The 25,096-nt window shown below is 35.1% G+C and carries 19 protein-coding genes; 7 read left to right on the top strand and 12 right to left on the bottom strand.

Translation table 11 applies throughout. The features are described 5' to 3' along the window. Positions 1-177 precede the first annotated feature (177 nt). The 5 genes from EZS29_RS07010 to mutM all read right to left on the bottom strand — a co-directional run bounded on the left by EZS29_RS07010 (position 178) and on the right by mutM (position 7,661). The gene (locus EZS29_RS07010) at positions 178-1,152 is read right to left on the bottom strand and encodes a tyrosine-type recombinase/integrase (RefSeq protein ID WP_172603824.1); all 975 of its coding nucleotides are present in this window, start codon (positions 1,150-1,152) and stop codon (positions 178-180) included. Between the two features lie 27 nt (positions 1,153-1,179). After that, positions 1,180-2,580 carry a diaminopimelate decarboxylase gene (lysA, locus tag EZS29_RS07005; protein WP_172603823.1) on the bottom strand — a complete coding sequence of 467 codons (1,401 nt, stop codon included), beginning with the start codon at positions 2,578-2,580 and terminating at the stop codon, positions 1,180-1,182. A 576-nt stretch (positions 2,581-3,156) separates the two neighbouring features. Next, a complete protein-coding gene (locus tag EZS29_RS07000) occupies positions 3,157-5,226 on the bottom strand; it encodes a SpoIIE family protein phosphatase (protein ID WP_130607982.1) in 2,070 nt (689 codons plus the stop codon). Positions 5,227-5,342: 116 nt separating this feature from the next. Beyond that, entirely contained in the window at positions 5,343-6,836 is a 1,494-nt protein-coding gene (locus EZS29_RS06995; protein ID WP_130607980.1) for a hypothetical protein, read from the bottom strand. Between the two features lie 12 nt (positions 6,837-6,848). Next, positions 6,849-7,661 (bottom strand): bifunctional DNA-formamidopyrimidine glycosylase/DNA-(apurinic or apyrimidinic site) lyase, encoded by an 813-nt coding sequence (gene mutM / locus EZS29_RS06990; RefSeq protein WP_130607977.1) that lies wholly within the window; start codon positions 7,659-7,661, stop codon positions 6,849-6,851. 258 nt (positions 7,662-7,919) lie between these two features. Here mutM and EZS29_RS06985 point away from each other — a divergent pair, with 258 nt between their 5' ends. Beyond that, positions 7,920-8,351 carry a hypothetical protein gene (locus EZS29_RS06985; protein ID WP_130607974.1) on the top strand — a complete coding sequence of 144 codons (432 nt, stop codon included), beginning with the start codon at positions 7,920-7,922 and terminating at the stop codon, positions 8,349-8,351. Between the two features lie 7 nt (positions 8,352-8,358). Here EZS29_RS06985 and EZS29_RS06980 read toward each other — a convergent pair whose 3' ends face one another. The 3 genes from EZS29_RS06980 to EZS29_RS06970 are packed head-to-tail and all read right to left on the bottom strand — an operon-like array spanning position 8,359 to position 10,373. Then, positions 8,359-9,171 carry an SDR family NAD(P)-dependent oxidoreductase gene (locus EZS29_RS06980; RefSeq protein ID WP_130607971.1) on the bottom strand — a complete coding sequence of 271 codons (813 nt, stop codon included), beginning with the start codon at positions 9,169-9,171 and terminating at the stop codon, positions 8,359-8,361. Continuing rightward, entirely contained in the window at positions 9,168-9,653 is a 486-nt protein-coding gene (locus EZS29_RS06975) for a hypothetical protein (protein WP_130607968.1), read from the bottom strand. The genes EZS29_RS06980 and EZS29_RS06975 overlap by 4 nt, the downstream gene beginning before the upstream one ends. Positions 9,654-9,680: 27 nt before the next feature. Beyond that, positions 9,681-10,373: a hypothetical protein gene (locus EZS29_RS06970; RefSeq protein WP_130607965.1), complete on the bottom strand. Its 693-nt coding sequence runs from the start codon at positions 10,371-10,373 to the stop codon at positions 9,681-9,683. An 86-nt stretch (positions 10,374-10,459) separates the two neighbouring features. Between EZS29_RS06970 and EZS29_RS06965 the strand changes: the two genes are divergently transcribed. Then, positions 10,460-11,662 (top strand): pyridoxal phosphate-dependent aminotransferase, encoded by a 1,203-nt coding sequence (locus EZS29_RS06965; protein WP_130607962.1) that lies wholly within the window; start codon positions 10,460-10,462, stop codon positions 11,660-11,662. A gap of 52 nt (positions 11,663-11,714) precedes the next feature. Here EZS29_RS06965 and EZS29_RS06960 read toward each other — a convergent pair whose 3' ends face one another. Both EZS29_RS06960 and lon read right to left on the bottom strand, forming a co-directional pair. Further along, complete coding sequence (locus EZS29_RS06960; protein ID WP_130607959.1) at positions 11,715-12,956, bottom strand: cysteine desulfurase family protein; 1,242 nt, start codon at positions 12,954-12,956, stop codon at positions 11,715-11,717. Further along, the gene (gene lon / locus EZS29_RS06955; RefSeq protein ID WP_130607956.1) at positions 12,953-15,592 is read right to left on the bottom strand and encodes an endopeptidase La; all 2,640 of its coding nucleotides are present in this window, start codon (positions 15,590-15,592) and stop codon (positions 12,953-12,955) included. Before lon ends, EZS29_RS06960 begins: the two co-directional genes overlap by 4 nt. Positions 15,593-15,840: 248 nt before the next feature. On the opposite strand from lon, the gene rpmB reads away from it, so the two are divergent. Next, complete coding sequence (rpmB, locus tag EZS29_RS06950; RefSeq protein WP_130607953.1) at positions 15,841-16,071, top strand: 50S ribosomal protein L28; 231 nt, start codon at positions 15,841-15,843, stop codon at positions 16,069-16,071. A 62-nt stretch (positions 16,072-16,133) separates the two neighbouring features. On the opposite strand, the gene EZS29_RS06945 is transcribed toward rpmB, so the two are convergent. Continuing rightward, positions 16,134-16,913 (bottom strand): substrate-binding periplasmic protein, encoded by a 780-nt coding sequence (locus EZS29_RS06945; protein WP_130607950.1) that lies wholly within the window; start codon positions 16,911-16,913, stop codon positions 16,134-16,136. A 2-nt stretch (positions 16,914-16,915) separates the two neighbouring features. Then, positions 16,916-17,650, bottom strand: coding sequence for a lysophospholipid acyltransferase family protein (locus EZS29_RS06940; RefSeq protein ID WP_130607947.1), 735 nt, complete (start codon positions 17,648-17,650; stop codon positions 16,916-16,918). Between the two features lie 162 nt (positions 17,651-17,812). Between EZS29_RS06940 and EZS29_RS06935 the strand changes: the two genes are divergently transcribed. The 4 genes from EZS29_RS06935 to EZS29_RS06920 all read left to right on the top strand — a co-directional run bounded on the left by EZS29_RS06935 (position 17,813) and on the right by EZS29_RS06920 (position 25,031). Then, positions 17,813-18,787 (top strand): succinylglutamate desuccinylase/aspartoacylase family protein, encoded by a 975-nt coding sequence (locus tag EZS29_RS06935; protein ID WP_130607944.1) that lies wholly within the window; start codon positions 17,813-17,815, stop codon positions 18,785-18,787. Positions 18,788-18,874: 87 nt separating this feature from the next. Continuing rightward, the gene (locus tag EZS29_RS06930) at positions 18,875-20,665 is read left to right on the top strand and encodes an ABC transporter permease subunit (protein ID WP_130607941.1); all 1,791 of its coding nucleotides are present in this window, start codon (positions 18,875-18,877) and stop codon (positions 20,663-20,665) included. Between the two features lie 3 nt (positions 20,666-20,668). Continuing rightward, a complete protein-coding gene (locus tag EZS29_RS06925; RefSeq protein ID WP_130607938.1) occupies positions 20,669-22,078 on the top strand; it encodes an ATP-binding cassette domain-containing protein in 1,410 nt (469 codons plus the stop codon). Between the two features lie 97 nt (positions 22,079-22,175). Continuing rightward, on the top strand, positions 22,176-25,031 hold the full coding sequence (locus tag EZS29_RS06920; RefSeq protein ID WP_130607935.1) for a 2-oxoglutarate dehydrogenase E1 component: 2,856 nt from the start codon (positions 22,176-22,178) through the stop codon (positions 25,029-25,031). Positions 25,032-25,096 lie beyond the last annotated feature (65 nt).

The raw sequence follows: 25,096 nt of genomic DNA, 5'->3' as shown, positions 1-25,096 counted from the left end.
TTACTTATTTGATCCACTCTAATCATGGTTCTTCCTTAATCAGTAAATAAGACAAATTTTCTATACGACAATAGATTTTTAAATACAATTTTGATTTTGATTGTCTTAATTTTTGACACTGAGCAGATTATCTTGATAGTCATTCATATCGTCTTGATTTATAAATTCTTAATAATTTTAATCAAATAATTCAATTTTTTTAATTGCTGCTTGTAATTCATCATGCGTGTTTTTTAAATAGATTGCTGTTGTGGTTACTAATTTATGATTTAAAAGATTTTTTATTTCAATAATAGGAACACCATTCTGATGTAAAAGTGAAGCAAGTGTTGCACGACAGCTATGCGGACTAATTTCTTTAGAAATTCCGGCGCTTTTTACGCTAATTTTAACCATATCATAAATCGAAGAACGACTTAATCTTGTCAATTTTTTTGTTGCTTGAGTTTTTATTAACAAAGGAGCTTCACTTGCAGAACCTGTGCGAAATTCTTTTATATAATCCATTAATACAGCTGCTGTTTCTGAATGGATTATAGGACGATGCTGAATGTTTCCTTTTGCTAACATATTTAAACGCCAAACATCTCCTTCTTTTTCTAAGGAGTTTATTTTTAATAAGCAAAGTTCATCAACTCGCATTCCTACAGTGAACAAAGTATATAAAGCAGTGTAGCGCAATCGCCAATTTCCATAAAGACGAAAATTTTTGTGTTTGAATTCAGAACATTTTAAATGAAGATGATTTATGACTTGTATCACTTCATTTAAAGTGAGTATATTTTTTTTACTTTCTTTACTCACATTTGCTCTTTTTACTAATATCATGATATTTCTATCATATAATTTTCTTTTGACTAGATAATTAAAAAATGAAGACAGTGATGATAATTTTCTTCGCACGGACGCAGATTTTAAACTAGATAAATCATATTTCCACAATAAGATAATTCGCTCTGTAATTTGGTTTAATTCATTGATTTTGCAGTTTAATTTATAAAAGCAGAAACAAAAAAAATCCCGCAAATCATTTTCATAAGATTCTCTCGTATTTTTACTTCTAAAAGTTGAAAGAAAACATGTTACTTTTTCGAAGATTTCTTCACTAATAAATTCATCTTGTCCATTTTTATCTTCTTGTAAATCTTGCAATTGAAAATATTTCCCACAAATATTCACCTATTGTATAGGTGGTAATTCATTATTAATTATTTTAATGATTCTTCCATCCTTTATAAATATTTCAGATGGAAGTTTTCTTAAATTATAATTATTCGCCATCGAGCGACAATATGCACCTGCTTCGAAAAATGCAATTACGTCATTTTTTTTAAGATTTGGCAATAAAGCATCACTTGATAAGAAATCCCCACTTTCACAGACTGGACCAACAATTTTCCAATGAAATTGAGTTTCTAATTTTTCTATTTCTTGAAAATTGATCACTTCACATTGATGTTGTGCATTATAAAGACTTGGTCGAGGAAAATCATTCATAGCTCCATCTACATAACAAAAATGATGTTCAGCAGAGTTATGCTTCGTATAGAGCACTTTGGTTATGAATACAGTTGAGCTCGCAACGACACTTCTGCCTGGTTCAAAACTTACATTGAGATTTTCACATTTTTTACCCCATTTATCTTGTAGTGCTTCATACTTTTTTATATTATTTACTAAAATTGTACTAAATAATTCGATATGTTTCTTGATATCATCTCCATTTGGATCCACACCTTCGTATGGAACGCCCAGTCCACCACCCAAATCCAAATGCATAGGAAGCATATTCTTTTCAAACATAAAATGAGCACACTCTAAGACTTTATCAATCACTAAGGAAAAAATTTTATTTTCCATCAACTGAGATCCCACATGCACATGAATTCCTTTTAAGGGAGAAAGCCAATTTGCAAAATCTTGCTGAGTCGAAAAGTCTTGTTGAATGATATTGATCCAGTTTACAAAATGTTCAAACAGAATGCCGAATTTAGAGTCAAGGGCACCCGTTTTAAGATGGGGATGCGTTTTGACTTCAACACAAGGGTTTAAGCGCAAAGATAGAATAGGAAGAGACGATAATTTCAATTTATGAGTGGAAAGGTAATTAAGAATATCTTGAAGTTCACTGAGATGTTCAACATTTATAAATCCTATTCCTCCTTCGATAGCTTCTATCCACTCCACTTCTTTTTTACCTACACCCGCAAAACAAATTTTCTGAGGAGAAAAGCCTGCATGTCGTGCCGCGCGCCATTCACCAATAGAAACAATATCAACTCCAGCGCCTGTTTCTTTAATATGTTGCAAAATCGTTTCTGCATAATTTGCTTTCATTGCATAAAATATGGAATGATTTATAAAATAATTTTCTAAAGATTTTTTATAGATACTAATTCTTTCTGCAATTGCATTTAAACTCGTGACATAAACAGGTGAAGTGCTTAGATCAAGAATATGTGATAATGGAACAGAGTCAATGAAAAAGCCATGACCCAATGTTCTTTCTGAAACAGCTTTGAGATTAAAAAAAGGACGCATTTTTTTACCTTTTTCGATTTGAATTAAAAGTAAACTCATCTTGAGTCTATCCATCCACATTTTTAACAGTATGCATTTCTATGTGTCCAGTCATAAAGCAAATTTAATATCTTGATTGGGTTTATAAAATATGGATATTGTATCTTTATGAGCAATTGCGCAGATAATTATTCATGATTACCAATTTATTTTTCTATTAATTAAAAGCGTGAGCTGAAATAAATATATAAATTATTCTTGATGAGAATTGAAATTTTTGCTAATAACAATGGACTCACTGATGCTAAAAATCGTATGAGCTTCTTTTTTTGGCAGGATTGATTGATAATAAAGGTGAGACAATGCGAGAGAGACAATGCTAGGTAGGTGTATTAATTGATAAGAGAAGCTCATAAATCTTGCAATTAATATGCCCTCAGGTCGTTATATGAACAAGCTTCTCTTCGTCTGTAAAAAAAAAAGACATTTGGTATATTCATAATAAAAATTTGATCACATTGACTTATTATGCTATATTAAAACTTATATAGCCTTTATATTTTTAGTGCAGCTATTAAAAATTATTTTTAATATATAATTGTCTTGTTTTCAGACAGAGAGAGCGACAAAATTTTGTTACGCAGCTCTCATTTTTGGGTTTTGTGTTTCTTTTTTTAACTCTTTTTCCTGTTCAGTTAAAAATCTAATAATCATTAGAGCGATATCATCTTTTTGCGGAATTCCTTCAAAAAATAAATAAGCATCATTAATAATACTTTTTATAAATAGGTCAGGTTTATTCGCACAATGGTTTTTCATAGACTGTTTAAATTTTTTCATTCCATATTCTTTTGCCGACGAGTTTTCTCCTTCTATGATTCCATCGGTATAAAAAATAATTTGTTCTCCTGGAAGAAATGGAAAAGCCTGAGTTTCATATTTAGATCCCTTTTCATAACCTAGCCTCGAACCTAGTTTGGGATATATGTATTTGACTTCAGGCTGTCCTAAATTCATCGTAATCAAAGCCGGGGGAGTGTGACCTGCCGATGCTGCTATAATCTGATTTGAACTAAAATCTATTAACGCAGAAACCATTGTCATATAATAAGTTTTTCGCCCAGTCTCTGTAATACACTCATTGATAAATTCAAGCACATAACCAGGCAATTTTTCATCTACTTTCATGCTACCTGATATTATAAACTGTTTAATGATATCAGCAGCCCCCCGTGTGACAGCCGTGATCAGAGCGGCGGGTGTGCCATGGCCTGTTACGTCGCCAAAAAGAACAAGAATTTTATCAGGAGCAACTTCATAGACTCCATACCAATCTCCGCCACATTGACTGGCTGTTTTATAAAAGGTTGAAAAGTCAAAGTGCAGTGAATCAGGAATATCATTAGATAAAATTGAATCTTGCACAGCACTCGCTAGTTCAAAGTCTCTTTCGATATTTGCTCTTTCTTTTTCTTTTAATACATGCCAATAGTTTTCAATCGCAGTTGATAATGAAACTCCTAACCCTTTTACAATTCTATTTTCTTCTTCACCGTATTTAAACTCGGACAAAGAAAATTCAATTTCGATGAGTCCAAGCATAACTCCTTTTGAATTTAAAAGTGGAATGACAATTTTATTATTTTTTTCATCCTTTTTAAGATTATCGAATTTATCGTGAAACTCTTCCACTGATGTAAGGATAAGTTTTAATATAGGATCATTTTGTTCGAGCTCTTTATCGTCAGAAAGACGTCTCATCCCTCGAGCAGCATTTGACAATGCATTGCTTGTATCAAGCCACACGCTCACTTTTTTAGCGAGGATTAATTTTTGACAATAATTACTATAAATATTTGATATTTCTTGTAAATCTTTACATTTCACGATTTCTTGAGAAGCTTCTGAGAGCCCTCGGATTAAACTCAAACTATTTTCAATTTTAACTATCATATAATTAAAATTTTCTGTTAACTTATTAATCTCATCCTTACCTTTTGTTGTTTTGATCTTTGTAAAAACTCCTGAAGCTACATTTAAACTGGCTATCATAAGTTTTCGAATAGGAGAGATTATTTCAATTTCTAGATAGGCATATGTTAATAAAATAATTGAGACACATAAACCAATTGTTAAATATACAAAACCAATTTTTTGTTCATTCAATCTCACGGCAATAAATTCTGTAGAAAAATGCATGATAGCGAGACCCAAAAATCTGGGTTCTGAAAACTCTGTTTCTTTCCACCATAGCGAACCTACGATTTCGTATGTCGTGTCTGTTAATTTTTCAGGTTTATAAAGGAGTTTAGACGGGATAAGCGTGAAAGGCATTTTTTTTGAATTTATTTTAGAAGTATCTATATTATATACCTTTTGAATACTTTGTGGATCAATTACTTCAATTTCATTATTTTTTCTATAGAGTCCATTGAATAAACTACCAGTATAATCGAAGATTAAAATGTTATTTACAGTTCCTGTTTCAAATAAAGGCTTCATTCCTCGAATAGAAATATCTTTATCCAACTCCCAGAGTGATTTTGATAAAAACCCCAGAGAATTTGAGAGCATAAGAGAGTGATTTTCTTTTGCATCTTTTATTAGTTCTTGCTCCATATTTTTAATTTGAATAATACTATAAATTGTCATCACCCCGAATGTGACAGCAAGTAAAAGTATTATTATTTTAGGAGCCAATTTCATGCAAATTCCCCAAACTCAAGCACATTTGGCAAGAACTTATTCAACTTCCCTTAAATAGGGTTCAGGCAGGTATCGGAGTTTTATTCGGGAACTTAAAAAATCTGTTTAGCAGTGCTTCATTTGGGATAACATATTAAAAAAACTGAATCTTTACAGCTTTGCACGGAAAAGTTTTTACTTGCTGGGAGGTATAGACATTGACCAACATCACAGGAAAACTCTTCAGAATTTTCGTTAATAAGTGTAAAATTTCCTTTTAGTAAAAATAATATTTTATAATCGACGCTTTTTGAAAAATTATATTCACAATCCTTATTTACTGTCACTCTCATCGAATCAAATTCATTAAAAGTACATACAATTTCTTCTAAATAATGTTCATTTTCTTCAAAAATTAATAGCCTGGAGCGCTCCGGAGGAAGGACATTCATAATCGAAATGGCTTCAACGGTATCCCATGTTGATTGAGTTAAGACTTTTTGTCCAAAACTTATAATTTTACGTTCATAAGTTGGCGTTTGAAACTCTATCACTTTGACGCCATGCTGTAAGGCATGTGGAAGATATGTTGGCACACAGACAACATCACCTATATTTAAATTTAAATAACCAACGTAAGAATCCATTTCTTGCCGCAGTTTTTTTTCTAAATCAAGCATATTTTTTGGAATTTTCTCTTGCCATGATTTTATTTTTTCGGCAGAGATTGGTAAATTCAATTCTATACCTTCTTCTTTACGATATTCATCATAAATTGCATCAATATCCCGTCTTATTGCTTCATATTTTTTAACGCTGTTTAAAAATAATTCTTTATATTCTTTTGTCTCCTTATGCATTTTGAGTTTCTCTGGGTTAGCCCCCAATTTTATCCGGCCACTTGCTGCAGAAATTTCTGTGACAACATAAACTTCATTCTTTTCCACGTGCAATTCAAAATAGAGGTCACCAAAAACTTCATCTGGCAGTGGATCGAGTATTTTCACCAAAGTTAAGTTTTTCCCTGCAAATTTTGTCCCTTGCAGCGTTTGAGGCATGGCAGAAAAAACCCAAGGGAGAGGTAAGCTGCCGTTCCGATTTGTGAAAGGCCTGATACAAGAAACACCTCTTTTTTCAACACCTGTAAACCATATTTCTTGTCCCCAAGGTTTTTGAATTGAGACAGGTTCAAAAACAAAGGGTTCATTTAATTTAAAAATAAAATCATTTTTAATATTATTTTTAATATCTACAAATAAATTTGAATCAAAATTTACGGTTATGGTATTCTTAAAAGTCTCTTCTCCACACTCAAACGACACTAAATTTTTGCTTGAGTGCAGATCTTTGATAAATAAAGATTGTGCTAATTCTTTGACGATAAATGAATCAATCGATAGCTGATTATTTTGTCTGACGAGCGAATAAATAATCACTAAGGAAACAGAATTATTTAGCCAGGGTTGTTCGAGAAGAATTGGGACAACACAATAAAAATGTTTTATATTTTTTTCAATAACTTGTTTATTTAAATAATTAAGAACATTTTGTGCAGTTCTTTCTGGCATTGTGCTCATATCAGAATAAAGAACAGCATATTCTATATTAATTAAGGGTGCTTTGTAATTCATAAAATCCTAACTTTAAAATTGGCAATCGGGACAATACCAAGAACTGCGCCCACTCTGAGCAATCCTTTTTATATTTCCTTGACACCCTTTCTTCAAACATTTTTCATTTTCTCTTCCATAAACTTTGTGCAAAGTTTGGAATGAACCCTTATCGCCTTTAAATGATCGATAAGTAGAAATACTAGAGCCCCCTAAAGCAATTGCTTGATTAAGGATAATTGGAATTTCTTTAGCTAACTTTTTCCATTTCGTTATTGATAAATCAACACAACGAGTTGTTGGCAAAATTTCTGCAAGAAAAAGCGCTTCGAGTGCATATATATTGCCTATTCCACCAATTAACTTTTGATCCATAAGCATATCTTTAACAGAAATGCATTTATTTTTTACGACTTCAGATAAAAATAACTCTAAAAGATCCGTTTCTACAAGTGGATCACAACTCGTTTTTTTTAGTTCTTTTGAATCAAAAACTTTCCAAAAACCAAATCTTCTTGGATCAACAAATGCAAGAGATTCACCATTTTTAAAGTTTAAAGTAATATGTTGATGCTTTTCAACTTCATTCTGATTTGCTGCTTTAAATGCACCGGTCATACCCAAACTGATTGTTACAGAACCATTTGAAGTTTGCAGAATAATTTGTTTGCCTTCTCGATAGCAATTTAAAAACTCGATCCCATTAGCAAATATTTTCTCTAATTTTGCTTTTTCAAATGGATATCTTAAATTATCTCTATGAAAAATAATATTCTTAAATTTTTTTCCTACATAATTGGACTGAATGGATTGCGCAAAATTTTGCACCTCAGGTAGCTCAGGCATAGGATCTCCATCACAAAAACATGATATAATGAGAGGCTCAATTTTAAAATGAAAAGAAGCCCATTCACTGGGCAAGACTAAGCTCAGAATGACTGAATTTCAAGTCCTTTCACTTCTCTTAACATATTGATTTTAAATATATTTAAATTTAATACTAAGGAATATTTTTCACAGGTTGAGATTGACACCTTTCCATTTTTAAAAACAAAAGAAATATATGCTGTTTATATAGGCTGCACACAATTAAAAGGAGAGCAGATGAGCCAAATATTCCGCACAGCAACAAGTCAAGCTATCCGTGAAATCATTGAAGAGAGTGGTGTTGAAGGCCGTTTTGGCCTGATATTAACCGAAGACAGTCTTGAAAAAATAACTCATAGAGTTGTCGATTTATTCGAAATGACTCTGGAATTGAGAGCAAAAACTCAAGAAATATTTGGAAATTTAGGTGCAACAGGAAAAACAAAATCAGTACAACCGAATAAAATAGATAGCAAAAAGAAAAACACCTTTTTCGAAGAAGAATCACCTTTTCCAAAAACTAAAAATGCTTCCGAACTATTGGATTATGGCTCTCATGATTCTATTGGAATTGATAAAATTCCAACTGCACCAGCTCATAACATTAAATTACCAAGAAAGAGATTTGAATTGAGCCTAGAAGAGAGGGAGAGAATCAGTCGTAAATAAAGTTAATTTATCTTTTTTCTTGCAACCAACGGGCAACTGAAGCAGCAAAGCTTCTTGGTAAAAACTTAACGGAATATGTGCCAATTTTATTACTTACACCAGGAATAACAACACGTTGAGAAGAGAGAAGTCCTTTATAGCCCGCATAAGCGACTGTTGAGGAATCTGCTGTCATAGTCGAATGAAATAATTTTAAATCATTACCCATCTGTGCTGCAGCTTGAAAACCTGATTGTGTTGGCCCAGGACAAAGCACAGTTACAGACACTCCCGAGTCCGCTAATTCATTTGCTAAGGCTTCTGAAAATGAAAGAACATAAGCTTTCGTAGCATAATAAACAGCCATAAGAGGCCCAGGTTGATAAGCGGCTGTCGAAGCAACATTTAATATTTTCCCCGAACCTTTCTCGAGCATTGGAGTCAAAAAGAGCTTAGTCAACTCAGTTAAACTTGTGATATTTACTTGAATCATTTCAGTTTCAGTTTTTAGATCAATATTTTTAAAAAAACCATGAGCTCCAAATCCAGCATTATTTACAAGAATATCGACTTTAATTCCTAAAGTTTTTGTTCGTTTGTAAATTTCCTGAGCAGCTCCGATTTTTGCAAGATCACATGCAATAATTTTACAATTAATCTTATATTTTTCACTTAATTCGTTTGCTAAGTGTTGAAGTTTATCTTCACTCCGCGCAATTAAAAGAAGATTATATTTTTCTTTTGCAAAAATGTGAGCAAATTCAAGGCCAATACCACTCGACGCACCCGTAATAAGCACATTCCCTGCATTGCCAACGCTATTGATATTGAGATTTTTCATACTCCAGGCTTAACTCCATTGCGTTTTAAAATAGATACCATTTTTAGAAATGCTGCAAGATCACCTGTTATTGTAACTTTACCTGTCACAAAAGCAATACGCGCCTTAAGTGTTCCTATTAATAATTTATGCAATGTAAAGGAATCTGTAAATATTGTTGAACGGGATGAACCCATTATGACATTATTAATTTGTGAAAGATCGACTGGCCAAGGGCAATTTTCATCAACTGTAAAAAGAATTTGTTTATCGTCGTTGTTCAATGCAACGGACCACGAGCCGATTTCATCTATCATGACGATAAATCGTGGTTTATCATCAACAACAAATAGATAATCCCCTCTGAGTGAAATGCGCTCTGAAAACTCAAGATTTCTGAGTTCAGAGCACACCCAAAAACGAAATCCATCTGCAATTCTCCACAAGCGTTGCTCTTCAGTCAGATGATTTGTTTCAGATTCAAAATTCTGTAATAAGCCCAAAATATATTCCTTCCAATAAAACTATTTTTAACGATTCCAAGAGAATTTGATTTGCACTTCCCCTGAATTCATTGTGAAGACAATAGTTCTATCTCCGTTTTGAGGCAAACTCCTTTTCCCAACATTTTCTTCTGCTGAAATCTCTTCAATCAGATGCGATGGAAGTTTAAAATGCACCACATAAAAACGGCTCCAAAATGAGCTATCTGGAAAATATGAGGATAAAATTTCCTTATTTTTATAAGAAATCACTCCTTCTGGTGAATAGGATTTTCCATTTATAAAAAGTTGTAAGTTCCATAATTTGTTATCATTTAATTCTAATAAAGCTTTCGTCTTTATAAAATGATTGACAACTATAGCAAATGTAGTTGAATCACTCATAATATTTTTATCGATTTTTGCTCCAACTCCTTGCGTTTCTAAAAGTCTTTTTTCATAAGCCTCTTTCATGTCTGGCGTAAGCAACGTGGCAGAGGATTGAAAAACCATTTCTAAATCTCTATAAATTGAATTTTCTCGATACCATTTTGCCAATATTGGACCGTATTTTTTGTCTTCAAGGGGGGGTGCGGAATAAGTAGAATTGATTGAGTCTTGAACTTTTATATCTGAAGACTTACAAGCTATACAATTAAATAAAAAAAAGATAATTATAAATCCCTTAAACTGGGATTTTATTAATTTGGAAAGAAATAGTAAAATTTTTAAATAAAACACGTGTGCATAACCCCTTCTTACTAAAAATAATCACACAGATATCATGGGGCTTTTTGCATAAATACGTCAAGAAGCTGGAGAAAAAAATGAAAGCGCTTAATACGTTTATAATGGAGGATTGGCTTGAAACATATCGTTTTAATTCACCATTTAATCTTGGAGAATCAGGAGGTTCACCTCGCTCTGTCAAGGAATTGCTCTTGGGTTCTGGCCTCTCAGAAAAAAAATCTTCCGAGATTTTTTTAGACACTCTCTTAAACGACAGCCCCAATCGTGGCAGAGAAGACTTGCGCAAATTAGTTGCTGATATGCATCCCGGAGCACAAATAGACAATGTTCTAATTACGACAGGCACAAGTGAAGCACTTTTTTTATTGTTTCGTTATTTATCGCCAAAAAAAATAGCGCTACCACTTCCTGCATTTCAATTGCTATACGAAATTCCAAGTGCTCTTGGCGCCCAAATCATTCCATTGCCAATTCGTTTTTTAGAGCATGGCACTCCATTTGTAGACATTTCTGAATGGAAAAAAATAATAAAAGAAAATGATCCTGATTGTTTACTTATAAATAATCCTCACAACCCATCCGGTTTGGTCTTTGAAAAAACTTTTTTACTTGAAATAAAAAAGTTAGCAAAGGATGTGAGTTGTAAAATAATAGGTGATGAACATTATCGCTTTTTATCAACTGACTCTGAAATATTAGGGGAAACTCTTTTTGATACAAGTGAAAATGTGTTTATCACTGGTTCTTTTATTAAATGTTTTGGAGTCCCTGGATTACGCATTGGCTGGTGTGTGGGTACAAAAAAAGTTTTGGACAGTATGCAAAATGAGAAAAATTATACAACTCATACAGTCAATCCAATTACAGAATGGATTTCATATGAAGTTTTAAAAAATAGAGATAGTCATTTATTTAAAGAAGTAAAAGAAGAGTGGATTAAAAATAAACTAATTTTAAAAGACTTTTTAGCAAACTCACAAACGGTTTATGGAGCGGTTCCAGTTGGCGGACTTGTAACAGCCTTGGGTTTTAAAAATGTAAATAATCAAGATGAAGTGGATAAACTTTTAAAGAAATTAATTGATGGAGGCGTATTTATTCTACCTCTCTCAAGTATGGAATTTGGTCAATATGCATTTCAAAATGAACATGAATATAATGGACTCAGACTTTCATTCATAAATAAAGGATATGGTTTTCGTCTCGGACTTGGTTGCACAAGTGAAAAGTTCAGTCGTGCTCTGCATGAAATAGAACGAATTTTATTAAGAAATGAGTGAATCGAATTTCTATTCATTTAACTTTTAATAATATTATAATTTTTTATATTTTTTATTTTAATAGATAATTCTTTAAACAATCTAAGACTCGATTGATTTCTTCTTGAGTTGTGTTGATAGACAATGATAAACGAATCGCATTTTTTGCAAGAGCATTTCCCTTTCCGAGTTCTAATATAACTTTTGAAGGTAAATTTGCCCCGCTGCTGCATGCCGATCCAGAACTCGCACAAATTCCTTGCATATCTAGTTCGACAAGCAGATCTTCTCCTCTTAAGCCTTTATCACTGACTGAGAAATTGATTGTGTTAGGCATTGCATTTTCTGCGGGTGAGTTCATAACAATGGAGGAGATTTTTACAAGTTCTTTATAAAAATTGTTTTTTAAATCTTCCATTTGTTTAATACTTTCCCACCATTTATCAGATAAAATATTTTGTGCAATCAGACCAAAGCTTACAATTCCCGGAAGATTTTCGGTGCCCGCTCTTCGATTCTTTTCTTGTGCTCCGCCTAAAATAAATGGCTTGAACTTTCTGCCACGTCGTAAAAACAAAGCACCTATCCCTTGCAAAGCGCCTAATTTATGCGCAGAAAATGCGCAAGAATCGACACCTAGTGAAAACCATTTTTCTAATTTTAATTTGCCAAAAGCTTGCACAGCATCGACGTGAAAATGAATTTTTTTTAGGACTTCAGGTGTCACTTCACTGCTGAGAATGAGACTTAATTCTTCAAGTTTATTGATATCTGCAGAGTCTGGAACTTTTCCCCACCGTTTAAAGTGCAAGAAATCACCTAACAGTTTAGTTGGCTGGATAGAGCCAATTTCACTGTTTGCAGCCATTAAAGTGATCAATGTAGTCTTATTATTAATACTTTTTACGATATCATTTACGGAAACAAATCCATCCACACTTGCTTTCACCCAACTGAGGTTCAATCCTTCTGCATTCTGGAGATACTCCAATTGCTCGCGCACAGCAGGATGTTCAATTCGACTAGCTATTACATGCTGGTTTTCAAAAGAGATATCGTTTTGCCGCAAAACTCCTGTGACACCGAGATTGTCAGCCTCGGAACCACCTGAAACAAAAAGAACTTCTGCAACATCAACTTTTAATGCTTGCGCAAGACTACGTCTCGCCTCGGTGATAGCGACCGAGGCAGAGCGCCCAACGGCATGCGGACTTGAAGGATTGCCAGAACATTGTGCTAATTTAGTAAATAATGTGTGTAAATGTTCTGCCGATGGTGGACTTGTTGCATTGTGATCTAAATAGATTGTCTTCACTTATAAGTCCTCGATGACTTGGTCCGCGAAGCTTTAATAACCTTTCTGCTATTTTCTTGTTTTTTTAATGTTGACTTAGTATTTGTTTTCTTTTTTTTAGCAAATGCAATAGACAAAACTTCATTTAAAGTTGATACAGGCATAACTTTCATTTCTTTTAACACTTCATTCGGTATCTCTTCAAGATCTCTTTCATTTTCTTGAGGAATAAGCACCTTTTTAATTCCATATCGATGGGCTGCAAGTAATTTTTCTTTTATTCCGCCAACAGCTAAAACATCACCTCTCAGTGATATTTCTCCTGTCATTGCGAGATCGGAAGCGATGGGTTTCCCTGTAAATTGGCTGACCATTCCTAAGAATGCCGCCACACCAGCACTTGGCCCATCTTTTTTAACAGCACCTTCAGGAAAGTGAATATGCAGATCTTTTTTAATCACACTTCGAGAATCGACACCACACAGCTTTGCATTTGAACGGATATAAGCAAATGCCGTCTGAACAGATTCTTTCATAACATCACCTAGTTGCCCTGTCAGGCCAAATTTTCCTGAACCGGGTGCACTGGAAGCTGTCTCGATATACAAAACATCACCACCGTTTGGAGTCCAAGCAAGCCCCGTCGCTACGCCAATTGGCAACTCCTGAGGGCGTTTTTTGTCAGAAAAGATTTCTGGACCCAAAAACTTTTTGATTTCTGCAAGTGTGATATGCCTTTCAGTGCGCTTAATTTCAGATAATGATTTTTCTTTTGTGTGAGCATATCCAGCTTCAACATATTCACGTGCAATTGAACGAATAATACCTGCTAATTCACGTTTTAATTGCCTCACTCCTGCTTCACGAGTGTAAAGATGAATGAGATTTTTCATCGTTTCTTGATTAAATTTTATGTCGACAACATTGGTCATGCCGTGCGAATCAATTACCTGTGGCAAAAGATGTTCAAAAGCAATATGCGACTTTTCTTCTAATGTGTAGCTATTCAGTTCTACGATCTCCATTCTGTCCCGCAAAGGAGCAGGAATTGAATGCAAACTATTTGCAGTTGCTATAAAGAAAACTTTACTTAAATCGAGTGGAACATTTAAATAATGATCTGTAAACGTGCTGTTTTGTTCTGGATCAAGAACTTCGAGCAAAGCACTTGAGGGATCGCCTCGTCCATCATTGGCCAGTTTATCTATTTCATCAAATAAGATAACAGGATCCATTGTTCCCGCTTTTTTCAAAGCATCAGCTATTTTGCCTGGCATACTTCCGATATAAGTTCTTCTATGTCCTCGTATTTCAGCTTCATCACGTACACCGCCTAGTGCAATTCGAGCAAATTTACGTCCCAAAGCTTTTGCAATAGATTTGCCTAAACTTGTTTTTCCAACACCAGGAGGACCAACAAAGAGGAGAATTGGCCCTTTTAAAGAATCTTTTAAGGCGCATACGGCTAAAAACTCTAAAATTCTTTTCTTAACTTTCGCTAAACCATGATGATCATGATCTAAAATAGATTTTGCTTCTTTTAGATTGATCTCGTGTTGAGAGTGAATTTCCCAAGGAATATCAAGCAGCCATGTGATATAGGTGTGGCTGACCATGAATTCTGGAGAGCCTGGCTGCATAAGTCCCATTCTTTCAACTTCTCGTAAAGCAATTTCCCGAACTTCGGGTGACATTTTGCTGTTCAAAATTTTTTCGTGGAGATCAATTGGATCACTCGAAGCATTTGAGTTCCGCCCATCGAGTTCTCCAAGCTCTTTTTGCAAAAGCTTAAGCTGTTCTCTCACGTAATATTTTCTCTGCTGTTTGCCCATTTCAGAGCGCACATCGGAATTTATCTTTTGTGAAATTTCTAGAACTTCAATTTCACGCATAAGCAGCGTATGCACTTGTTTAAGGCGTTCTTCTAGATCTTCAATTTCAAGCAATGCTTGTTTGCTTCTAAAATCGACACTCAAATAAGGAACAATCAGGTCAGCTAAGTATGCGGAATCTTGTACATTATCAATAAACAAACTGGCTTCATTGGGGATGTTTGGGGAGAGACTAATTGCTTTTTGTACCAATTGCTTTAAGGCACGTCCAATCGCAATCGCTTCGATATTTTCTTCAGCAGGCTGGAAATCCGAAATATATTCAACCTCAGCTGAAATGCGATCCTTTTCAGTGCTGATGAAATTACGAATTTTAAAACGTCTGACACCTTGGATAACAGCTCCATAGGTATTATCTGGAAACTTTATTATTTTTAATATCTTAGCTTCTGTTCCCACCGTGTAGAGTTCACTTGGGTCAGGAGAATGTGTGTCAGGGTTTATTTGTGCCAAAATCCCAATTTTTCCACCTATGCGAATAGCGCGATCTACAGATTCTGATGTCCACTCTTTTCCTGCAGTAAAAGGAAGAACATTGTGAGGAAATAGGACAATATTTTTAACTGGAACAATTTTCAAAATATTTTCTGAGGAATCATTTTCGTCCGATTTATCCAATACTTCTTTAGATTTACCTGGAATAACTTTAATTTTTTTATTTATAACAACAGGTAATTTCTCAGTTTCTTGCTTTATAATCGGCTCTTTTGCTTGTTTTTTATTTTTATCGTTCGGAGATAATCTATCGCTTTTTTTGTCTTCCATGATATCCTCTTACCGCCTTTGATAGCACTTACCAAAGGAATTTATTTACGTTCTGTGCAAATATGGACGCAATAGGGAATCTGTCAATATCCCAAAAGAATCTTATGCGCATGCTTTGAAAGACTCTTGCCTCCTCTTAGAATATCTGCTACAGCCTTTAAGCTTGCGACGACTTCTGGGGGTTTTATACTTCCATTAAGCCTGTTGTTGAACTCATTTTTGAAGAAAAAACTCTTGGAGGTTTTGCTATGTCACGTGTATGTGAGCTTTCTGGTAAAAGCGGTCTTGTCGGGAACCGCGTTTCACACGCTAAAAATAGAACTAAAGTTCGTCTTCTCCCAAATTTACAAGAAAAGAAATTTTATGCTCCAGGTCTTGGTAAATTTGTGAAATTTCGTCTAAGTACAAGCGCTTTACGTACTGTAAATAAAATCGGTATCGAAGCGTATTGCGCCAAAGAAGGTATTAGACTCGGATAATTTCGATCTACGGCAACATAAAAAGGGTGGCTTCCTATTACGAAGACCACCCTTTTTATATTTTAATAATATTTATGTATGATTCTCGATATTTTTCCAGACTTTTTTACACGTATAAGATTTTTTTCAAATTCATTCATTATTTTTTCTGATTCCGGAAATTCTTTTCTCAAGCAAAAATAAAAATGAACACTCGCAGGTTTTAAAAAATATATCGATTTAAATCTTAAATTTTTAAATGCATGCTTTTTTGCTAAGTATTTATCAGCTTTTTCATTACTAGATACATATATATCTGCAGAATTATCGTCGACCATTTTTAGGACGTCGACTAAATTTGCTGTTCTAAAAAACTTAACATCTTTATCATCGTGAAATTGTTCCTTAGCCCAACCATCACCAATATATCCAACCATTTTATAGTTATTTAATTCATCCTTTTTATTTATTTTAAGAATTTCTTTTATCTTTTTACTTTCTTTAGAATAAACCAATGCTACGTTTGAACTGATTATTTCAGTGTTTGGAAAAAGTAAAAATTTTTCTCTTTCAGTCGTTTTGGCTGTGATATGTGAGTCAAATTCAGCTTTCTTAACCAAATCCTGTGCACGCCCCCAAGGAAACGAATCTATTTGCACTTCATACCCCATCATATCATGTAAAATTAACTGAGCTATATCAATAAATATTCCTTTTGTTTGACCATTTTCTTTATATGAAAAAGGAGCAAAGCTGTCATAAAATGAAATTTTAATTGGTTCTTTTTTAAGAGAGAATGCGAATTGCTTAAATTGAAATGAAAAAAACACGATAAAAATGAGAATAAATTTCTTATTTAGCATTTTTAAAGGACTCCTTGAATTTCCTTATCCAAAGACGCTATTTTGTTCTTCATTAGAGTATGTGCATTATTAACAATAGTTTCAATATCTTCAACATTGACATCCAGAGTTGGGATCGGATCGAGAACTTCAACAAGAACTTTTCCAGAGTTCCATTTTGAAATGTCGATAGCATTTCTAAATGTACTAGAAACAATTGGTTGTATATTTACTCTGTTCTGAATAGCAGCATAAAAAGCACCTTTTTTGAAACCATTGAGACCACGCCCATGACTGCGAGTCCCTTCCGGAAACATCCATAGTGAGCGCCCTTGCTGAATGGCTGTGTCAACGACCTTCATCGTATCCATAGCTTTTGCATGATTTTTTCGATTGATGAAAAGGTTTCCACCTAAAAGAAAAATCCAACCAAAAATGGGTAACCAAATAAGTGATTTTTTACCCATAACAACTGTTTTATAGGGGAAAATCCCGCCGAATATCACGGAATCAAAATAGGATTGATGATTCGCAATCAAGACAGAGGAATTCATAACTTTGAGATTATTTTTTCCTCTATACTCAACTTTTACTCTGAGAAGTTTAATAAATACATGCGAAAGAATTCTTGAATAGAGATAATTATTATTCGGATTTTTATACCTAAAAACAAAAAATATGAGGCAAAATATATTTATGAACGTAAAGAGAAAAACTATCAAAAAATAACGAATAACTTTAATTAAGAAACCAAGCATAAACCATCCAATCCTGAAAAGAACACTTGAAAAATATACGAAGAACTTAACCTTGTAAAGACTTATAAATATAAACAGAATACAATAAATTTGACATATAATTCAGTGTCATTTACTCTAAAATGATACCCTTAGAAACTAAATCAATATGGATCTCTAGCTATGTTGCAAAGTCAACTTAATAAATTTGATTCTTATGCAAAACAGTTTCCTGGCCCCATAGAGGACAGCGTATCTTTCAATTTTGGCCGCTACAATCATCACATCGTATTTGCTTGCCTTATCCATGGTGATGAAATCGGCTCATTACCAGCAATCACTCGGATAATCCAAGAATTATCAACTCAAAAAATAAAATATGGAGGTATTGTTACTTTTATTTTAGGTAACAGGCAAGCAGCTCTTCAAGAAAAAAGATTTCTTGAAACTGATCTCAATCGAAGCTTTTCAGCAAAAACATCCGAACAGGATAATACATTGGAACAAAACCGTGCCTTAGAAATCATGAAGGTTCTTAATAATTCTGATGTCTTTATTGATTTTCATCAAACCAATCTCCGTTGTAAAAAACCTTTTTATATTTTTGAAATGCATTTAAAAAGTTATTTATGGGCACGTTCAATCGGCTTGACTAAATATTTTGTAACGCGAAAAAAGGGCGAAGCATATACCCCTGCTGGAATGTGCTCCGATGAATATGTCCGAAAACAAGATAAAGTTGGGATCACTTTAGAACTTGGAGTCAAAGGTTTTTATAAGAATGCAGAATTAAATTGTATTAAAGCAATTCAAAAAAGTCTAAATATCATGGATCAAAAATATTTATTGAATAAAGAGATTAAAAATATTGCAAGAAAATATACTGACTTAACATTTTTAGAGCGAAGATATTCCGAACCTTTTTCTTCACCAAAAAAAATATTAAAGGAAGGTTTTTTTAATTTGCAAAAAATAAAAAAAGACCAAATACTCGGCTACGATGAATTGAAGAAACCATTGCGCAGCCCACACAATGGTTACATTATATTTCCCCAATATCCACGCAGAAATGATAAAGGAATTTCAATAGAAAAAAATGATCCCTATCTCTATTCCATTGTTTGTAGAATTGAGGACCCCAAACTTTTTATTTCTTAATACCTTGCTTTTATACTCTCCCCTATGATTTACAAAAGATGTTAGCACCCATATTGGGTTTGTCTTCATACCATCGATGAGGTGAGCATGACACAATTTGCCAAAGTACAAGCTTCCCGATCTGCATTTTTACGCGCAGACATAATTGTTGTTTTAATCGCTATAATTATGGGCATGGGTTTTACAAACTTTTTATCCACTGGTAGCTCTCCATTTATTGAGCAAGTAAAAATAGACACATCCATTTCTGCATTGCCAAATTATGCACTCCTCTCCTTTATCCGCAGTATGCTTGCTTTATTTTTGAGCTATATTTTTGCAATTATTTATGGGACACTTGCAGCAAATAATAAATCGCTTGAACGCTTTTTAATTCCGCTCCTCGATGTTTTACAAAGTCTGCCTGTTCTAGCATTTCTCCCGGGCTTTGTCCTTGCTCTTATTTCAATTTTCCAAAGCAACCGTTGGGGACTTGAATTTGCATGTTTACTTACTATTTTCACGGGTCAAGTTTGGAATCTTGCTTTTGCCTATTATGAATCACAAAGAACACTTCAACCAGAATTTAAAGAGGTTTCGAAAATTTATCGTCTCTCTGTCGTGCAAAAATTCTTTTTTGTGGATCTTCCGAATGGATATCGTCCATTAATTTACAATGGAATGATGTCCATGGCGGGTGGATGGTTCTTTTTAACGACCTGTGAAGCTTTTACTTTAGGCAGTAAAGATTTTCGTTTACCAGGTCTTGGCAGTTATATTTCAGAGTCTTTTACGACTGGCAATTATTTTAATTTTTGCTCTGCACTTCTTGTTCTTATAGTTATAATTATTGGTACAGATTTATTTCTTTGGAAACCTCTAATTGCATGGGTAACGCGCTTTCGTGATGGTGATGACGGAAAAAGCGTTGCTGTAGATGAAAGTTGGTTTTTAAATATTATTCATCAAACCAGTATTCCAGATCTGATTTCCTCTGGTTTTAAACGTACGGTTTTATTTTTATTTCCTAAAGCAGAAATTGCTGAGAGTGGTGCCACACGCAAATATTTAATCGATAATATTGAAAAATGGGGCACCGTTATCAGTCCAGCTAATTGGTTGAGCACAGATAAAGTGAATAAAATAAAACATTCTTCATGGCTCCCTTGGCTTGTTACTTTTGCAGTGGGCGGGCTCGTATTTTCAATCCTTCCTAAACTTCCATCTTTTGGTCAATCGCTTGCATCCCTGTCCAATGAAGATTGGTTTACCTTAATTCATGCTGTTTTTTTAACAGGCTCTAAGGTTTTTTTTGTAATTATTATTAGCACAATTTGGACAATACCCGTAGGTTTATGGCTTGGCTTAAATCCACGCCTCGAACGGATTTTTCAACCCATAATCCAAAACTTTGCTGCTTTTCCTGCTCCCGTGCTCTTTCCTTTTTTAGCGCTTGCTTTGAGTTTCTTAAAATTACCCAGTTTTATTAGCGCAACTCTTCTCATGTGCGTTGGTAGTCAGTGGTATATTTTATTTAACGTCATTGGTGGTGCATCAAGAATTCCAGCAGAATTAAAACTTGTGACTCAAATATATAAATTTTCTCTCTGGCACCGCTTTAGCAAGCTCTATTTTCCAGCTATCTTACCTTCACTGGCGACAGGGTGGATCACGGCAGCAGGCGGAGCTTGGAACGCAAGCGTTGTTGCTGAAATAGTTGAATATCCAGGCGGTTCGTTGCGTTCAGAAGGAATTGGTGCTGAACTTGTTCTCGCAACAACTTCAGGAAATTATCAAAAACTTATTGCAGCAATTATTTGTATAGTCGTTGCTCTTGTGATTTTAAATCGCACTGTTTGGAGAACATTGTATATATTTGCCGAACGAGTTAAGGATTAATTTATGAAAAAGAAAAAAGTTGTGCTTTCTGTACGCTCACTTTGCAAAGATTATCGCAGACCTAATGGCAATATGTTTACTGTTCTTGAAGGAATTAATTTAGATATTTATGATGGAGAATTCCTTGCTTTGGTAGGCCTTTCAGGCTCAGGTAAATCAACTCTCCTGCGCTGCATGGCGGGTTTATTGACCCCAGACAGAGGAACAGTGAGTTATGCAACACCTTCACCAGAAAACATGCAATTAGGAGCTTTTGTCTTCCAAAGTTTTGCTTTGTTCCCATGGATGACAATTCGTGAAAATATTGCAGTTTCCATGCCCAAGCTCAGTCGCAATGAACAAAATGAAAGAATTGATCGCATTATACAAATGGTAGGTTTAAAAGGCTTTGAAGATGCCTTCCCACGCGAGTTGAGTGGTGGAATGCGACAAAGAGTGAGTTTGGCGCGCGCAATGGTTTCTGATCCTATGATAATGTTTATGGATGAGCCCTTTTCAGCGCTCGATCCATTAACAAGCGAGTCCCTCAGAGCTGAGCTCGTTCGCATTTGGTCTCAACCTGATCGCAAAATCCGCTCGAGCGTACTTGTCACACATAGATTTGAAGAAGCTCTTCAATTAGCCGATCGAGTCCTTATACTCTCCTCTAATCCAGGAACTATTTTCCGCTCAATAGAAATCAATTTACCCCGACCACGTATGCCAAACTCGAAAGAATATAAAGAAATTGAAGAGCAACTTGAAAAAGCATTCGGTCTCTTGCACCTCGATAAAGTAACAGATGAACACGACTACGAAACACTTGTGCCTGACTTAACTCCGGTACAAAAAACAAATTTAAGCCAAGAACAAAGTGCTGTTGTTACAAAAAGCAGTGAAAAACATGCTCTTAATGAAAATAAAAAAGCGAAAGAACCTAACCAAACAAAACAGAAGAGAGTGAAACCTCTAATCAATACAAATCTCACTCTTGTTGAAGGTTTGGTAAGCCGTTTGAGCACAGAAGATGAAGAAACAGATCTATATGATTTATGTGAAGAAATGGGTCAAAGTGTCGATCAAGTGCTCCCAGCTGTTGCAGCAGGAGAAACGCTTGGTTTTATCACAACTCCAGGAATTCGAGTTGTCTTGACAGAACAGGGAAGACTCTTTGCGACAGAACATGACACCGAAGTGCGCAGTGAAATGATGCGCAGTGCAATTCTTAAACTTCCTGTAGTTTATTCAATTTATGCTCTCGTCAAAAATGCCGGACAGGAAGGTCTCGAAGCTGATATTGCCATTGAACAAATCGTAATGATGCTTCCATTTGAAGACCACGACGTACAATTTCAAACACTTCTCAAATGGTGCCGCTATGCCAATTTATTAATTTACGATTCTGATGAAGAAAAATTGTTTATACCCGATTAAATTTGTTAGGCTGTGCAACAACGCTTTGGGTAAAAAATCTCTAAGCCAATGCTTCCTGAAATTCTGTTTACTTTCCTGATAAGGACTTGTGGAAATTATGAGTGGTAATTTTAATTCTATTTTTCAAAATAACGCTGGCTATGTTGAAGAAATGTTTGCTCGTTATAGTTCGGATCCAAACTCTGTTGGAATCGAATGGCGAGCCTATTTTGAAGGCTTCAATGAAGGGTTCGGGACAGCTTCAGCTCTCGCAAATGACACTCCTCATTTTCAAGAGCTGTTAAAAAATGTCAGTGAAAAAACCCAAGTTCAGGCGAATTCTAAGGATGCAGACTCTGTAGGATCTGAAGCACTCGTATTCGAAATGAAAGTCGCTGAATATGTACACGCTTGGAAAGCGAACGGACATTTACAAGCCACAACAAATCCACTCCCAATTCCACCTAAAAAATTTCCAATTTTAGCCCTTGAATCCTATGGATTGACCACTCATGATTTAAAACGCTCAACACATGCGGGCGCTTTGATTGGCTTAGGTTCAATGAGCCTCGAAAAACTCATGATTGAGCTGGACAGAAGATTTGCAGGCACTGTTGGTGCAGAAATTGAGCATGTTGATTCCGATGAAGAACGCAGATGGCTACATGCCGAGTTTGCAAAAATATACAATCCAATTCCTAAAGAAACTCAAAAATCAATTTATTCTGAATTAGCAAAAGCAGATTCCCTAGAAAAAACCATTGCAACCAAATATATTGGTAAAAAAAGATTTAGTATTGAAGGTGCAGACGCTCAATATCCTGCCGTTGAAACTTTTATTGATGAATCGACAAAACTAGGTGTTAAAGAGTGCACAGTCGCCATTGCCCACCGTGGACGGCTCAATTTCCTTGTCAACGTAATCGGCAAACCGCTTGAGAAACTCTTTGCAGAATGGGAAGGTTACTATCATGATGGATTGCATGGCGACTGCGACGTAAAATATCATTATGGATATGAATCCGATCGCAAATCCCGTTCCGGCAATGACATAACAGTTTCTATGCCATTTAATCCTAGTCACCTAGAATACGTCGACAGCGTGGTTATGGGCGACACTAGAGCGCGGCAAGCTATGTATTACAACGGCGATACTTCTAAAGTTGCTTCCGTTGTCTTGCATGGTGACGCAGCTTTTTCTGGACAAGGTATTGTGTTTGAAACCGTACAAATGATGTCCTTAAAAGGTTATAATGTCGGTGGAACAGTTCACTTAGTAGCAAACAATCAAGTTGGCTTTACCACAGATCCATCAGACTCTCGTTCTTCGACCTATTGCACAGACGTGGCTAAAGTAACAGGCTCCCCTGTTTTTCATATTAATGCCGACAATCTTGATTCCCTGCACAACCTTATGGTTTTAGCAGCAAACTATCGGGCAAAATTTAAAAAAGATATTTATATCGATCTCGTTTGTTTCCGCAGATATGGTCACAATGAAGCCGACGAACCGGTTTTCACCCAGCCGCTATTATACAAATTAATCAAAGATAAGCATGCACCATATGAAGAATATGCAAAATATTTATCCACAGCACATGGCTTTTTAGAAGGCGATTTAAAAAGTGTGTATGACAATTTCCGCGCTGAAATGAATGCTACTTTTGATAAAGTAAAAAATAGTCATGCTAAAATAGAGCAATTCACCCCGCCAAGAGATGCAGGCGAACTTAAACTTGCTTCTGAAAAAGATATGTTAAAAGTTGTTAAAACTCAGCTTTCTCTGAGCAAAATTAAAGCCCTCGCACAAAAAATCTGCACTGTACCAGAAAGTTTCCGTGTCAATCCTAAACTCAGTCGCATTATTATTACTGAACGCAAAGATATGGCAGATGGGAAAAAGAAAGTTGACTGGGGCATGGCAGAATTACTCGCATATGCAAGTCTCCTTGAAGAAGGTTACAGCATTCGTCTTGCAGGTGAAGATGCACAGAGAGGAACATTCTCACACCGCCATGTTACATTGGTAGACTCTGAAGATGCGAGCCTTTATACGCTTCTTTCTCCATGTACATCTGAAACTGCGAAAGTTGAAGTCATCAATACTCTTCTCTCCGAAGAAGCAGCAATGGGTTACGAATATGGTTATGCCGTCCGCCAAGCAAAAGGTCTCGTTTTATGGGAAGGCCAATTTGGCGACTTTGCTAATGGAGCGCAAGTTATAATCGATCAATTTATCGCAGCTGGAGAAACAAAATGGTGTCAGACACAAGGACTTGTTTTGTTGCTTCCACATGGTATGGAAGGACAAGGTGCAGAGCATTCAAGCGCACGTCTAGAAAGATTTTTACAGCTGTGTGCCGATGGAAATATGCAAGTTTGTTACTTTACAAATGCAGCGCAATTATATCATGCATTCAGAAGACAATTGCATCGTAATTTCAGAAAACCTCTTATTTTAATGACACCAAAAAGTTTTTTAAGAAGTCCCCGTGCTTCTACTACATTAGAAGAATTAGCGACAGGTCATTTTGAAGAAATTCTTGACGATCTACGCATTGGTAAATCAAACAAAGTTGAAAGAGTTTTATTCTGTACTGGAAAAATATCTCTCGATCTCTTTGATGCCCTTGAAAAAGATGAATTTAAAAACAAAGCAGAGACAACGGCCATTATTCGCATTGAACAACTTTACCCATTCCACATGGAAAAAGCTGTGAGCATTCTCTCACAATACAAATCCGCAAAATGCATAGCTTGGGTCCAAGAAGAGCCTGCAAATATGGGAGCTTGGAGCTTTATTCGCCATGAACTTGAAAATGTTCTGAAAAAATCAGGGATTGCAAACCATCTTGAATATTTCGGCAGAAGAAGACGTGCAACTCCCGCAGTTGGTATTGAAAAATGGCATTTTATTGAACAAGAACAAGTCATAAAAGCCGCTCTTGAAGCAAATGCAAGTACAGAAGTGTGATTTTCTCGTTCAATTTTATCCTCTATAATAGCTTACCAACCTGACAATTTTATCCGTCAAACTAA

The sequence above is a fragment of the Fluviispira sanaruensis genome (genome assembly GCF_004295685.1).
GTDB classification, from domain to species: Bacteria; Bdellovibrionota_B; Oligoflexia; order Silvanigrellales; family Silvanigrellaceae; genus Silvanigrella; species Silvanigrella sanaruensis.
This window is presented reverse-complemented; position numbering and strand designations above follow the sequence as displayed.

Excerpts from the sequence above, each read along its gene's own strand:
- lysA (WP_172603823.1), bottom strand. The coding sequence starts at position 2,580 with ATGAGTTTACTTTTAATTCAAATCGAAAAAGGTAAAAAAATGCGTCCT.
- EZS29_RS07000 (WP_130607982.1), bottom strand. The coding sequence starts at position 5,226 with ATGAAATTGGCTCCTAAAATAATAATACTTTTACTTGCTGTCACATTC.
- EZS29_RS06995 (WP_130607980.1), bottom strand. The coding sequence starts at position 6,836 with ATGAATTACAAAGCACCCTTAATTAATATAGAATATGCTGTTCTTTAT.
- mutM (WP_130607977.1), bottom strand. The coding sequence starts at position 7,661 with ATGCCTGAGCTACCTGAGGTGCAAAATTTTGCGCAATCCATTCAGTCC.
- EZS29_RS06985 (WP_130607974.1), top strand. The coding sequence starts at position 7,920 with ATGAGCCAAATATTCCGCACAGCAACAAGTCAAGCTATCCGTGAAATC.
- EZS29_RS06980 (WP_130607971.1), bottom strand. The coding sequence starts at position 9,171 with ATGAAAAATCTCAATATCAATAGCGTTGGCAATGCAGGGAATGTGCTT.
- EZS29_RS06965 (WP_130607962.1), top strand. The coding sequence starts at position 10,460 with ATGAAAGCGCTTAATACGTTTATAATGGAGGATTGGCTTGAAACATAT.
- lon (WP_130607956.1), bottom strand. The coding sequence starts at position 15,592 with ATGGAAGACAAAAAAAGCGATAGATTATCTCCGAACGATAAAAATAAA.
- rpmB (WP_130607953.1), top strand. The coding sequence starts at position 15,841 with ATGTCACGTGTATGTGAGCTTTCTGGTAAAAGCGGTCTTGTCGGGAAC.
- EZS29_RS06945 (WP_130607950.1), bottom strand. The coding sequence starts at position 16,913 with ATGCTAAATAAGAAATTTATTCTCATTTTTATCGTGTTTTTTTCATTT.
- EZS29_RS06940 (WP_130607947.1), bottom strand. The coding sequence starts at position 17,650 with ATGCTTGGTTTCTTAATTAAAGTTATTCGTTATTTTTTGATAGTTTTT.
- EZS29_RS06935 (WP_130607944.1), top strand. The coding sequence starts at position 17,813 with ATGTTGCAAAGTCAACTTAATAAATTTGATTCTTATGCAAAACAGTTT.
- EZS29_RS06930 (WP_130607941.1), top strand. The coding sequence starts at position 18,875 with ATGACACAATTTGCCAAAGTACAAGCTTCCCGATCTGCATTTTTACGC.
- EZS29_RS06925 (WP_130607938.1), top strand. The coding sequence starts at position 20,669 with ATGAAAAAGAAAAAAGTTGTGCTTTCTGTACGCTCACTTTGCAAAGAT.
- EZS29_RS06920 (WP_130607935.1), top strand. The coding sequence starts at position 22,176 with ATGAGTGGTAATTTTAATTCTATTTTTCAAAATAACGCTGGCTATGTT.